Source organism: Anaplasmataceae bacterium AB001_6, from assembly GCA_020002265.1.
Taxonomy (GTDB): Bacteria; Pseudomonadota; Alphaproteobacteria; order Rickettsiales; family Anaplasmataceae; genus AB001-6.
In genome coordinates this window covers 552,458-567,206 of sequence record CP048228.1, presented here as the reverse complement: position 1 = coordinate 567,206, position 14,749 = coordinate 552,458, and the positions used below count along the sequence as shown (strand labels likewise).

General features: G+C 27.4%; 9 protein-coding genes and 1 tRNA gene. 7 read left to right on the top strand and 3 right to left on the bottom strand.

The window, feature by feature from the left end; translation table 11 throughout:
• Nucleotides 1-42: 42 nt before the first annotated feature.
• Nucleotides 43-486: a PAS domain-containing protein gene (locus GUI12_02705; protein ID UAT43052.1), complete on the top strand. Its 444-nt coding sequence runs from the start codon at nucleotides 43-45 to the stop codon at nucleotides 484-486.
• Between the two features lie 3 nt (nucleotides 487-489).
• Here GUI12_02705 and GUI12_02700 read toward each other — a convergent pair whose 3' ends face one another.
• On the bottom strand, nucleotides 490-2,733 hold the full coding sequence (locus GUI12_02700) for a response regulator (protein UAT43051.1): 2,244 nt from the start codon (nucleotides 2,731-2,733) through the stop codon (nucleotides 490-492).
• Between the two features lie 249 nt (nucleotides 2,734-2,982).
• On the opposite strand from GUI12_02700, the gene ubiE reads away from it, so the two are divergent.
• The 3 genes from ubiE to GUI12_02685 all read left to right on the top strand — a co-directional run bounded on the left by ubiE (nucleotide 2,983) and on the right by GUI12_02685 (nucleotide 4,556).
• On the top strand, nucleotides 2,983-3,687 hold the full coding sequence (gene ubiE / locus GUI12_02695; protein ID UAT43050.1) for a bifunctional demethylmenaquinone methyltransferase/2-methoxy-6-polyprenyl-1,4-benzoquinol methylase UbiE: 705 nt from the start codon (nucleotides 2,983-2,985) through the stop codon (nucleotides 3,685-3,687).
• A 39-nt stretch (nucleotides 3,688-3,726) separates the two neighbouring features.
• A tRNA-Cys gene (locus GUI12_02690) sits at nucleotides 3,727-3,797 on the top strand.
• A 15-nt stretch (nucleotides 3,798-3,812) separates the two neighbouring features.
• Nucleotides 3,813-4,556: a hypothetical protein gene (locus GUI12_02685; protein ID UAT43049.1), complete on the top strand. Its 744-nt coding sequence runs from the start codon at nucleotides 3,813-3,815 to the stop codon at nucleotides 4,554-4,556.
• 315 nt (nucleotides 4,557-4,871) lie between these two features.
• Here the strand turns inward: GUI12_02685 and GUI12_02680 are convergent, their stop codons facing one another.
• A complete protein-coding gene (locus GUI12_02680) occupies nucleotides 4,872-5,927 on the bottom strand; it encodes a peptide chain release factor 2 (protein ID UAT43444.1) in 1,056 nt (351 codons plus the stop codon).
• A gap of 313 nt (nucleotides 5,928-6,240) precedes the next feature.
• Between GUI12_02680 and GUI12_02675 the strand changes: the two genes are divergently transcribed.
• The 3 genes from GUI12_02675 (at nucleotide 6,241) to GUI12_02665 (ending at nucleotide 13,189) form a co-directional block, all read left to right on the top strand.
• Nucleotides 6,241-8,133: a sigma-70 family RNA polymerase sigma factor gene (locus tag GUI12_02675; GenBank protein ID UAT43048.1), complete on the top strand. Its 1,893-nt coding sequence runs from the start codon at nucleotides 6,241-6,243 to the stop codon at nucleotides 8,131-8,133.
• 233 nt (nucleotides 8,134-8,366) lie between these two features.
• Entirely contained in the window at nucleotides 8,367-12,272 is a 3,906-nt protein-coding gene (locus tag GUI12_02670) for a DEAD/DEAH box helicase (protein ID UAT43047.1), read from the top strand.
• A gap of 23 nt (nucleotides 12,273-12,295) precedes the next feature.
• A complete protein-coding gene (locus tag GUI12_02665) occupies nucleotides 12,296-13,189 on the top strand; it encodes a hypothetical protein (GenBank protein ID UAT43046.1) in 894 nt (297 codons plus the stop codon).
• Nucleotides 13,190-13,203: 14 nt separating this feature from the next.
• Here the strand turns inward: GUI12_02665 and GUI12_02660 are convergent, their stop codons facing one another.
• The gene (locus tag GUI12_02660; protein ID UAT43045.1) at nucleotides 13,204-14,733 is read right to left on the bottom strand and encodes a hypothetical protein; all 1,530 of its coding nucleotides are present in this window, start codon (nucleotides 14,731-14,733) and stop codon (nucleotides 13,204-13,206) included.
• Between the last annotated feature and the right edge of the window lie 16 nt (nucleotides 14,734-14,749).

Here is a 14,749-nt window from a genome sequence, read left to right as displayed (position 1 = left end):
TTGTTCATAATTTCATATAGCTTTCTAATTTGGTTTTTTTCAATGGTAAGTTTTGAAAGGAGAATAATAAACAGACTTCGTGATTATTGGAATAAGGTAAGAAAAGACAGATTGTATCCTAGTATTGATGATATAGATTTGGAAGAACTTTCTGATATTTGGGATGATTATGGCTTTCTAATTAAAATAAATTATTCGGATAAGAAAGGAATGACTGACTATCAATTGACTCATATAGGTAAAAAGATTGTAGATCTCCATAAAGAGCATAATTTTGAGTATAATATACCAATTATATCCGAAGATTTAGAAGGTATTGTAAGTTACATAGAATCAGTAATAGATAGTAAGGATTCGGTTATCGATGAATCTGAGGCAGAGACTATGGAATACGTTTTAAAGTTTAGACAATGTTTCTTGCCATTAGGAAAAAATGATAATAAAGTGGATCAAATAATAGGAGCTTTTAATTATTTCTTTCTTTAAGATTTATACTTTTTCTACTGTCATATCTTTGATTTTCTTAAGAAGTTCTTTCATTGCAAAAGGTTTTGCAATATGTTGAAACTCTATAGGTATATTTTTATCTTTTAGAAGATCATTAGAATAACCTGAAATAAACAATACTTTGATGTCACTAAATATATTAAATATTTGCTTTATCATTTCTGGACCATTTAAATCTGGCATTATTACATCACTTATTATTAAATCAATTTTTTTATTAGAATTATTATTATTGCTTGTAAGAGATCTAAAATATTCTACTGCATCTTTGCTGGATTCAACAGTTATTACATTATAGGAATGTTTAATCAAAAATTTCTCTAACAATAATCTTACTGATTTTTCATCTTCAACAATCATAATATTAACGTTATTATTTTCGTTATCTATTATGTCAACAACATCATTATTTATTTGATCTTTGTTATCAATTTCTATCACAGAAGAGTCATGACTTCTGGGAAAATAGATATAAAATATTGTTTTTCCACCCTTTTCATCACTATTAACCTTAATATACCCTTGCATCTGATTAACTAAACCATATACAGTCGATAATCCGAGCCCGGTACCTTTTCCTGTACTTTTTGTTGTATAAAAAGGATTAAAGATTTTCTCTATATTTTCTTTTTTGATTCCGTAGCCATTGTCATGTATTGAAACAGCAACATATTCTCCAACCGGTATTCCATCATAGATTGCTTCGTTTTTATCTTTACTTATAATATTCTTATTATAAGTTCTTATTTTTATAAATGCATTATTGATATCTTCTAGTGCATCTTTAGAATTAATAATTAAATTAACAATTATTTGTTGAAAATGAGCATCATCTATTTTTACAAACCATAAATTTTTATCGTATTTTATATCAAAATTAATATTTTCTCCTATAACTTGTGAAAGAAATTTTGTAGTATTAGAGAGTACTGTATTTAAGTTACATACCTTAGGTTTCAAAGATTGTTTTCTTGCAAAAGACATAATCTGAGCAACAAGATAGGTACCTCTTTGCGCATTATTTCTAATCTCTATTATTTCCCCAATATTGCTGTTTTTAGCATCTTTTTCAATTAATAGGTCACAAAATCCCAATATACCCGTAAGTATATTATTAAAATCATGGGCTATACCACCTGCTAACTGACCTATGGAACTAACTTTTTGTGAATGAGATAATTGGTTTTGTAAATGAACAATTTCTGAATTGTCTATAATATAAAAAGTGATTATATTATGCGAAATTAGACTATATATTCTCACATAATTTCCGTTAATTAGACTAGTTAGTAAAGGGTTGGGTAAATTAGACAATTTTATATTTTGTTTATATTCTATGATCTCTGATATATTTTTTATCTTATCACCAAAAGCTTCTTTAAATATCTTATTTTTAGCTAATATATCACCATTGAGATCAGTATTGAAAGTTATAATAGGTGATTTATGCAATTCATCTATATCACTTATATTTATCTCTTGAAATAAGTATATAAATATTTTTTCTTTATTGAAAAAGGCTTCTTCTGTATTATAAAATACGCTTTCTATATTATCTTTTACATTGTGTATGATACCTTTAACATCACTTTTGGGAGTAAATATTTGAGATATATGAACTTTCTCATCATCATTAATTTCAATATTTTCGTTAAATTTTTTAATCAAATATCCATCAACGTCAGTGCATACTCTAGATATCTTTTTTGTTTTAAGTATGTTACGCATGGAATTATCAAAATAATTGGCAATTCCAGATAAAATATAAATACAAAAGAAATCATATGGCTTATCTAAAGAATTAATGCATATCTTCTGATTATTATAGATAAAAAAATTAGAATTATATTTAAAAGATAAAGACTGACGCAATATATGATGTATCTCTGAATTTTTGAATATATCAAAAATATTACATTGAGTAAGTGGTGCTTTGAAATTTGTTATCTTTCTTAAATTATATTCACTATTGTTATCACAATAAATTATCTTTCCCTTGTTATCTATTATAAGGAAAAATTTTGTTAAATATTTTAAAGAAGCAGAGAAAAACATATTTTGCATTTCATATACTTTTTTTAGGTTTAAAAAATAGATAATGAAAAGTAGAATGGATGCTAATATTGATGATAATAATATTATATCGTATATCATGATACGGTAGAAATTCTCTTCGTGCTTATATATGAAATAATGTGATAAAATCGAAGATAATAAAATTACCAAAGAAAAAATTGTAAAATATAAGAAAAAAGATATGGTTTTTCTGTTTAAAAAATTTTTGCTATTGGTGCTTAACAAATACCTTCTATCCATATAGAATACAAAATTAATAAAAAAAAATAGAGAAAATTTTACAAAATATATTATAAATATTTGCAAAATAAATTAATTTATACTTAAAAAGGGCTTTAATTTATAATGACGTAAAGCCTAAAAAGATTTTTATCTCACTTATAAAGAGAATAATTGATTATGAAAAATAAAAAAAACACAGTTTATGAAATATTTAGTTCAGTAGCAACAAAATATGACTTGATGAATAACATTATGAGTCTCGGTATTCATGATATTTGGAAAAATCATTTTGTCAACAAAATTTTATCTCATGAGAAAATGTGCATGATAGATGTAGCTTGCGGCACAGGAGATATAATACATAAAATGCAAAATAAATTTTATAATAACAGTTTTATAATTGGTTGCGATCCAAACATTCAAATGCTTAAAATATGCAAAGAAAAAATGTTAAATAGAGGTTCACAAATTGATTTAATATGCTGTGAAGGAGAGAAAATGCCTTTTAAAATAAATACTTTCACGACGTATACAATATCATTTGGTATACGAAACGTATATAACATCACCAAAACTTTAGAAGAAGCATATAGAATAATAAAGCCAGGAGGACAATTATTATGTATGGAATTTGGAGTTCCAGAAAATGTTATAATCGCAAATTTATATGATTTATATTCAAGATTTATACCTATCGTAGGTGGAATGGTTACTGATAATAAAGAAGCGTATCAATATCTAATTGATAGCATTAGAAATTTTCCTCATAAAGAGGTCTTTAAAGGAATGATAATGTCAGCCGGTTTTGAAGATGTAAAAATTTATCCTTTATCTGGAGGAATAGTAAATATTTTTATTGCTTGGAAACCAGATACATTGTGAATAATATGAAATAATGATAGACTAGAGGTTGATTGATTTGGCTAGGTGGCAGATTGGTTATGCAGAGGACTGCAAATCCTTGTAAATCGGTTCAATTCCGGTCCTGGCCTTTTTATTTTAAGTATATGAATTTCCTCAATAATAGCTTTATTGATAAATACGTTTCCTTTTTATCTAATCACTCCAGAAAGAATGATATTCTTCTAATTTCTCTGCATTCTGATGAATTAACTGCTGTGAACTCTGCGCTAGATGTTTGTAATATCAGTCCTTATTTTGATTTTTTATATTTTAAATACAGAGAAAAAATCGGTGGGCTGCCTTCTAGATTTATAGAGTATAAACATAATACTTGCTTTGATCCAAATAGAATATTTACTGATGTCGGAAGGGAGTTGATATTAAATTCATTTCAATTTCTTAATTCTAGCGAACAGAAAGATTTTATGAATTTTACTTCTGAAATATCAAGCTTGATAACAAATATTATTATAAAATATAAAGTAATAATAGCTGTACATAATAACAGTGGTTTAGATTACTCTCTAAGGAATTATCTACCTTTTGGAAAATTTTATAATGACTGTAAAGATATATTTTTTATAGATAAAAATAATACAAGTGATTTTTTCCTTGTAACGGATGAAAAAATATATAATTTGATAATCTTAGAGAAAAAATATAACGTGATTCTCCAGAATAATGAAAAAGCATGTGATGATGGATCTTTATCTATTTATTGTGGAAAAAATAATATTCCTTATATAAATTTAGAAGTTATGCAACATAGATATACACAAAATAAAAAAATGCTTCTATTTATAAAAGATGTTCTAGTACAAAAAATTAATATTGATATATCTAGCTAATCTTTTTTCTTTTCAGTTGTCACTTTGATATTTATCTTGCTATTATAATAAGCTATTAAGAAAGGCTTATACTTAAATATTAGAAAAGAAATATAAAATTCTAACAATGTAACAAGTAATACAACTATAAAAGATAATATATACCGTTGATAAAAAAAAGAGAAAAAGAAAAAAAATATCCCTAATAATCCTATTAAACCTGATAAAAAGGGTAAACCATATTTTATTAAATATAATTTTATTATTGACATAAAAAATGTGATATATAACACTTCTTCTTTTAATGGAATATACTATATAAAATAGTATATTTAGTTAATTACAAGAGTTTATATAATTAATAATTATGGGATCTAAGTTTCCATCCAAAGCCTCATTAATTTTTGAAAATTGAGAATTGTTACGATTATCCTTTATCATTTGATAAGGATGTAACACATAAGATCTAATTTGATTTCCCCAAGAGATATCTTGACTATGTTTATGTTGTTCAGTCTTTTCGTTATTTATCTCTTTTAAGAGATTATCATACATTCTGGATTTTAATAATTTCATGGCCTCTTCTTTGTTTTTATGCTGAGATCTATTGTTTTGGCATTGCGCTACAATTCCTGTAGGAATGTGTGTTATACGTACTGCACTGTCTGTTGTATTGACATGTTGACCTCCAGCTCCAGAAGATCTGAATGTATCTATTTTTAAATCTGATTGTGATATTTTCACATCTATATCATCATCAGCAATCGGAGAGACTTTAACATTTACAAAACTTGTTTGTCTTTTACCATTAGCATTAAATGGAGATATTCGTACAAATCGATGCACTCCCGATTCATTTTTTAACCAACCATATGCGTTATCACCTTTAATTTTTATAATTGCACTTTTTATACCAGCTTCATCCCCAACAACCTTATCTGTAATCTCAATTTTATAATTGTGATATATTTCAGACCATCTTATATACATTCTTAGCATAATAGATGCACAATCATTACTATCATTTCCTCCTACACCTGATTGTAACTCCAAAAAACAATCGTTAAAATCTTCAGCATTTTTAAACATGCATTGCGTTTTGATGATGCTTATTTTTTTTTCTAAGGAATCAACAATATTGTTTAATTCGATATCAAATTCTTCACTATTTTCATCTTCAAAGAAGGCTTCATAAAATTGGATAGCTTCAGAAATATCTTTCTCTAGACTTACAAAGATTTTTATTTTATTTTCAAGTTTACTTTTCTCTTTTAAAAGAGAATTATAATGATTGATATCAGTCATTATAGAACTGGCTGATAATAATTGAGAATCTATCTGTTCAATCTTAACTTTATTGTTATCAACGTCAAAGAGACCTCTTAATAAAATTTAGATCTTCTGAAAATTTTTCATATATTAAATTTGTTTTATCCATATAAACAAGAAATAAAAAATATTGTTTAACTAATATTAACAATAACAAAATATTATCTATAATAGATAGTGCTTTATATATTGTATGTCAATGATAATACATTATACAATTTGAGTATTCATAACATTTTTCATAAAGATGCTGTATAATTTTTGTTACTAACTTTACATGTTTCATCAAAGTTGCTGATAGAAGAATTTTTTAATAAAAATTTAGTGAATTCTTTTCGAATTAATTAATAAATTGATAAAGAGGAATATAATAATAATGAGTGAAAATCATAAAAATTCAGATAAAAGAGGAAATTTTACATCATTTAAGGATTTAATGGATAACAATTCTGATAGTTCTAATATGATAAAAGATAGAGTAGATTTTTTTGGAAGAGATGATGATTCTATTAATACATTAGAAGCAAATGTTATTGATGATGATGATGAAGCCGAGCAAATAGCAAAGGAACAGCCATTAAATGCAGAAGAAGATGATTCTGAAAGCATGGATGAAGAATCTTCTGGTGGATACGTCAGCGGTGATGATCCTGTACGAATGTACCTAAAAGCAATAAGCAATCTTAGTTTATTAAACAGAAACGAAGAAGTTGAGATATCTAAGATAATAGTAAAAGAAAAAATGGAGAGATTTAAAGGTATACTGATGATGCCTATGTTTGCCATTAAAATGTCAGATTGGAAATCTAAGATTAAGTCTGAAAATGAAGATGTTACACCAACAATAAGATTGAGAGAAATATTAGATTTAGAAGCAAGTTTTTTTTCAAACTTTTTAAACTCTGAAGAGTCAATAGATAAAGAAGATAAAGAAGATAAAGAAGATAAAGAAAATTTGAATGATAATGAATTTAGAAATAAATCATTACTAGAATTAGAAACAGAATTGTTACCAACAGTATGTACAATATTTTCGGAAGCACTAAAAATATGCGATAAAATACAAATTTTGGTTGAAGCAAATAACAATTTAAAAATAAGCTCTGATAAATCTAATATTAATGTAACAAAGGAATTATCCGTATTATATGATAATTTATTTAATTCTTTAGAAAAATTGAAATTTAGTGAAAAAATCATCAATTATTTGATAAAAGAGTTTAATGAGATAAACGCTCGAATACTTAGACTAGAGTCACAATTGATTAAACTTTGTACGCAAAATAATTTAATTGATAAAGCCATTTTATTCAAAAAAAATAAATCATTATTAGATAAATGTTTTTTTAATTCTTTATTACAAAAAAATGTTTCTATTAGCTCTTATCCAGAAATTGAAGATATATACACACAACTTGATGCAATAGAGCAATCAGTGAAAATTGATTTGAATTTATTTAAGTATATTTTTACTAATAAAATCATGCTTCACGTCAATAACTCTGATTTAGCAAAGCATAAAATGGTACAAGCTAATTTAAGACTTGTAATATCAATAGCAAAAAAATATGCAAATCGTGGAATGCCTTTTCCAGATTTAATACAAGAAGGTAATATAGGTCTTATGAGAGCCGTAGATAAATTTGATCATACTAGAGGTCATAAGTTTTCTACCTATGCAACATGGTGGGTAAGACAAGCTATAACAAGAGCTATTGCTGATTTTGGTAGCATAGTAAGAAAACCTGTACATATACATGAAACTTCTAACAAGGTTATGAAGGCTAAAAGACGCATGTTACACGTTACAGGCGATGATCCTACGATTGAAGAATTGGCATCAAAATGTGAGATGTCAGTAGATAAGGTTCGTAAAGCAATGAAAGTCAATCAAGATCCTATAAGTTTACAAACACCTATCGGCAATGATGATAATAGTGGGGGATATTTTGGTGATTTTATTGAAGATAAGAATATTAAAAGCCAAATAGATATACTTTTGTCAAAAAATTTAAAGTGGGTTATTGATGAAGCATTATCTGGTTTATCACCCAGAGAAGAAAAAATTATAAGATTTAGATTTGGTCTATCTAACAATGTAAATAGTGGTACTGGAACCATGAGTACCAAAAATAATAGTCTAACGTTAGAACAAGTTGGAAATAAATATAATGTTACAAGAGAAAGAATCAGGCAAATAGAAGCAAAAGCTTTGAGAAAATTACGCAACCCTACTAGATCTAGTAAATTAAGGACTTTTTTAAAGTAATTAAGCAACTTCTGATAGATGTTCATGGTACATATTTTCTATGAAAATCAAAAAATTATAGAAAAATCGCCAGCATCTTAACCAAGGTATTGGAATATAATTGGAGATTTAAAATTGTATCACAACGATATAGATATGTTGTGCATATAGTATAGTAATTTTTATTTTTTTAAAAAATTAATTATTTTATTTTATTATTATTCTTACATATATCTTGTAATATAGGGTAGGGTATGGGGAATAATTTAAAAGAATTGCTAGAAAACTATAAACATCTTAACTTATGCCCTAGAGATGTTGGAACTATCTTTGAGAAGATAGTGAAAAATTATTTAGAATTAAGTTATTTTTATAAAGATAGATACGAAAAAGTTTGGGAATGGAAGGATTTTCCATTAAAAGAAACGAATGATATTGGAATAGATCTAGTAGCAAAATTAAAAAATTCAAATACTTATTGTGCAATTCAGTGTAAATTTTACGATAAAAATCATCAAATTAACAAACATGATGTAGATACCTTTTTAGCTGCTTCAGGGAAAGATTATTTTTCAGAACGTTTGTTTATTTCCACTACGAATAAGTGGAATAAAAATTCAGAAAATATCATTCAAAACCAAATAATTCCTTTAACAAGGATAGGAATAGATGCAATTTATCAAGATGAATCTATAGATTGGAGTATATTCGATTATAAAAAAAACCCTATTGTATTAAAGAAAAAAGATACTTGTAAAAAAATACTAAGAGCACACCAAAGAAAAGCATTAAATAATGTTATTACAGGTTTTAGGACTAGTGATAGGGGTAAACTTATCATGGCTTGTGGAACAGGCAAAACTTTTACTGCCTTAAAAATAACTGAAAAAATAATGCAGAAAAAATCTATTGTACTATTTATGGTACCTTCGCTATCCTTATTATCTCAGACACTAAAAGAATGGATAGAAGAAAAAGATAGATCTTTTGATTTCTGTGCTGTTTGTTCTGATAAAAAAGTTACTAAAATTGATGAAGATATCTCACCTAGTGATATAAGAATACCTGTTACTACCGATCATACAAGATTATATAATAATATAAAATATTCTCTCGAAAATGAAAGTTCCGATATAATAGCAATTTTAGCTACCTATCAATCTATTGATGTGGTAATTGAAGCTCAAAAAAAAGGACTTCCTGACTTTTCATTAATTATATGTGATGAAGCTCATCGGACCACTGGTATTGAGCAAAATGATCAACTTTCTTGTTTTTTAAAAGTGCATAAAAATAAGAATATTAATGCGCAAAAACGCCTATACATGACAGCCACTCCGCGTGTTTATAAAGACGAAAGAGGCAAAAGAAAGGCAAAAGATTTAGACATAGATTTCTTTTGCATGGACGATAAAGAAACATATGGAAAAACTTTTTATGAATTAAGATTTGGTGAAGCAATTGAACTTGGTCTTTTAGTTGATTACCAAATAATAATTCTCACAGTAAGTGAAGAGTACGTAAACTACCAAATGCATCAAGGTCAAATTCATAAAGAAGATAAACCAATAAAACTAGCAGATAGATCTAAAATAATTGGTTGTTTTAATGCACTATCAAAAAAAATAGCTAATAAATCTACTATTTCATTACTTGGTAATGATAAACCTATGCAACGCGCAATTGCCTTTTCGGGAGATATTGCAAGTTCACGAATTATAGCTGAGTGCTTTCAAACAGTAGTAAATTTACATTGTATTAATAATAATCAAGATGATAATCAACTGAACTGTGAAGTACATCACGTTGATGGAACCCAAAATTCTTTAGAACGTAATATGGAACTTGCATGGTTACAGGAAAATATCTCTGAAAATCAATGTAGGATTCTCTCAAATGCACAGTGCCTTAGTGAAGGAATAGATATACCTGCATTAGATGCCATAATGTATTTAAGACCACGTAGATCAATAATAGATATAGTGCAATCTGTTGGTCGTGTAATGCGTAAATCTCCTGAGAAAGAAATGGGATACATAATATTGCCTATCGCTATTCCCCCAGGTTCAGATGAAAATTTTATATTGCAAAATGATTTTAATTATTCTCACATATGGGAAGTAGTAAATGCATTAAGGAGTCATGATGATAGGCTAGATGCAGAAATAAATAAAATGGAATTAAATAAAAATAAACCATCAAAAATAATCATGGCAAATATAGGTTCTATAGTAAAAGAAGAATTACATAATGATAAAATTCATCAAGCAATATTAGATTTTTCGGAAGGATTAGAGGATTCACTCTTTGCTAAAATAGCAGAAAAATGTGGTGATAGGAAATACTGGGAAAATTGGGCAAAAGATATTTCTATCATAGCTAATAGACATATAGAAATAATCAATGGAATAGTAAAACAAGATGGTATTGCAAAACAAACATTTAAGGAATTTTTAAATGTCTTGCAGAAAAACATTAATAATTCTATAGAAGAAGACGAAGCTATTGAGATGTTAGCACAACATGTGATTACTCAACCTATATTCAATGCACTATTTGTGCAAACAAAAGAATATAATGGCTTTATAGAAAGTAACCCTGTATCACACGGAATACAAAATGTATTAAATACTTTTTCAGAAAAATTAGACTATGAAACACAAAGTCTAGAAAAATTTTATGATAGTGTCAGAAAAAGAGCTTCTGGTATAGACAATGCCGAAGGAAAGCAAAAAATTATTATCGATTTATATGATAAATTTTTTAAACATGCTTTTCCCAAAATGGCTGAAAGATTAGGAATAGTTTATACTCCAATTGAAATTGTAGATTTCATTATACAGTCTAGCAATGATGTTTTAGAGAAAGAGTTTGATAGAAATTTAAGTGATAAGAATGTTCATATATTAGATCCTTTTACAGGTACAGGAACTTTTATAACTAGGCTATTGCAATCTGGATTAATAGAAAAAGCAAAATTGGAATATAAATTTCAAAATGAAATTCATGCTAATGAAATAGTGTTATTGGCCTACTATATTGCAACTGTAAATATAGAGATGGTTTATCATTTTATAAATGATGAATATAAACCATTCCAAGGTATTTGCTTAACGGATACCTTTAATATCTTTGAAGATATACATCAAACTAAGGGGTTATTTTCCAAAATAGATATTAAAGAAAACACTGACCGTATAGATAAATTAAAAGATCTCCCAATAACAGTAATAATTGGTAATCCACCGTATTCTGCTGGGCAAAAATCTGAGAATGATAATAATAAAAATATTGAGTATCCAAAGCTAAATAAAAAAATACAAGATACTTATGCCAAGCTTTCAGGGGCACAGAACTCAAGCAAACTTTACGATAGCTATAAACAAGCTATTAGATTTGCAACCGATAGGTTAGAAGCAGCAGGGCATGGAATTGTCTCTTTTGTGACAAATGGCTCTTTTATGACTACTAAGGTAGATAGCGGTATACGCAAAAGCTTAGTAAAAGAATATGATAAAATTTACCTATTTGATTTACGTGGTAATCAGAGAACTTCTGGAGAGGTATCACGAAAAGAAGGTGGACAAATATTTGGTAAAGCTAGCCGTACACCAATATGTATATGGCTTTTTGTTATGCAAAAAAAGACGAATCAACATCCAAAAGAAGATGCTAAGATCTATTATTATGATATCGGAGATTATAAATCTAGAAAAGAAAAATTAGAGATTATCAAAGAATACGGTAGTTTTTTAAATCTACCTATGAAGGAAATAACTCCTAATAAATACGCTGATTGGCTGGAACAACGCGATAACCTCGAATATGAAAGCTATCAGGTGATGGGTGATAAAAAAAACCAGCAAACCGATAGCATTTTTGCTAATTACACCATGGGTGTTTCTACTGGTAGGGATGCATGGGTATATAACTTTAGCAGAGAAGAATTGGAAAAAAATGTAAAGCGCACCATAGAATTTTATAACAGCGAGGTTAAAAGATTAGAGCAAGCAAGTAATATGAAAGAAATTATGGCTGACCAAAAAAAACTTGATGACTTTGTTTCAAACGATAGTACAAAAATTAGTTGGTCGGTCGGGTTAAAAAATAAATTAAAAAAATTAGAAACCCTATCATTTAGGGATTTTAGGGATATATAGTATACTAAGGGGGAAAGGATAGCATGAAAAATATAGGAGAGGAGTGTGCTACGTATGGCATACGAGAAAGTTTATATCGTCCGTTTTGTAAGCAATATCTTTATTACGGCAGGGATTTAAACCATAGTGTTTTCCAAATGCCAGCCCTTATGCCAATTGCACAATTGCCAAATATTTTTATTGGCGTTATTGGCAGACGTGGCCTGGGGCTTAACCCTTTAATGGTTAATATTACCCCAGATAAGAATTTAATAGAAAATAGCCAATGGTTTGCTTTATATAGCTATGCTAAGCAAACAAATAATTTATTTAATGTAAATAGCATTAACGGCTACACCAGGCATGACAACATAACAGATGCAACGCTTTCTAAGTTTAAACAAAAGTATAACGATGCAATCACCAAGGAGGATATTTTCTATTATATATATGGTGTTTTGTACTCAAAAGATTATCAGGATGATTTCTCTGGTTTTTTATTTAGGTCGCTGCCGCGTATACCCATGCTAGAAGATTTCAATAAATTTCATATCATGGGAAAAAAATTAGCAGATTTACATCTAAACTATGAAAATGTAAAACCGCTCGATGAAGTGCAAATTGATATAGCCGGTAAGGATGATTCTAACCTAAAATTTTATGATGTGAAAAAAATGAAATTTGCCGATAATAAGGATAAAACTACTATAATTTATAATGAAAATATTACAATAAGTAATATCCCTAAGAAAGCCTACGAATATGTCATTAATGGTAGGTCTGCAATAGAGTGGATAATGCACATCTATCAAATAAAAGTGGATAAGCAAAGCGGTATTATCAACGATCCCAATTCTTATAAAGATGGTAAAAATGTCTTTAATTTACTATTAAGCATTATTTCTATGAGTGTTCAATCTATGGATTTAATTGAGTAAATATCTAGTATTCATTATAGATCTGTATATAAATTTACTACCGCGTTAGATATCGCAGTAACAGATTCAAAGGATAAAAAAGTTCCCAAAGATAAAGTTACAATTAAAGGAACTGCTATAGATATTATTGATATTATATTCAAAGCATCTGTTTTAGCATTTTTGAGACTATTATCATTTTGTAAATGTAATACATTACTCTTAATGTAAAAGCAATATACAATTTTCATACAATATATAAGAGAAAATGCCAAACATAAAGATATCAATATCAACATTATCTTATCAGATACAAATGATGTTATTAGATATATTTTTCCACAAAATCCTAAAGTTGCTGGCAAACCTATTAAAGACATTATGTTAAGATATATAAATGATTTTAATAATCCAGGTATACGATGATTATATTGTTGTATATTTGTTAGGTGTATGTCATGAATAATGTTCGATATTATATCTTCACATACAAATATGGAAGTCTTTATCATAGAATCACTTGCTATCATAAAGACTACTGCTAGCATGGAATACAACATATTTTCGTTGCTGTTAATTGTAATCGTGGAAGTTATCGCTAATAATATGTATCCTGTTTGCGCTATACTAGAATAAACTAGTATATGTTTTAACTGATTAGATAAAAATGCATATGATATTCCAATAAATATAGATAAAAATGCAATTATTATGATAATTGTTGATATATATTTAGAAACTATGGAAGATCCAAAACTATAATTTATTAATATAAAAATTTTAAATAATACGAAAGCCATCACTTTTGTTGAAGAACCTGAAAGAAATGCTGTAACTAAGTTGTTAGCTTCAAAATAAGCTTTTGTAACCCAAAAATTAAAGGGAAAAACAGCAATTTTCATAAGCATTGAAATAACCATAAAGACTATCCCAAACATCATCAAATTGTTGTCAGAAACACCTTTGTTAATATAATCAATAATAACGGTAACGTTTAATGAACCACTAGCAGCATAAACAATGCCAACACCAAATAAGTAAAAAGTTGATGCTATAGTGCCAATTATCAAATACGAAAAAGCTCTTTTTAATGCACTTTTAGAAGCTCCAATTGATAATAAAGTATATGAAGAAAGCGCTGAAACTTCTAAGAATACATATAGATTAAAGATATCATTCGTAATTAAAATACCAGATAAACCAGTATAACAGAACATTATACAAGATAAAAAATATCTAAATTTTCTATCTAAAATAAAAAATTTATCGAGATAATTCTTTGAATAAAATACAATGCTAAATACTACAACAGATATAGCCAATAATAAAAAAGAAGAAACGGCATTTATATTGATTTCTATTCCATAGTTATGATCCCAGCCGCCTATATTATACCCTATATTATTTCCATAATAAGTAGCATATATACATAATACTATTAGCGTTATATTACCCAAAATAGATATAATAGAAAATAACCAAGCAATAAATTTGTTAGGTATAATAGCAACTGCCATACCAGAAATCATAGGCAATAAAACAGATAATATTACAATTTTCTCCATAAAAATAAAAAATTTT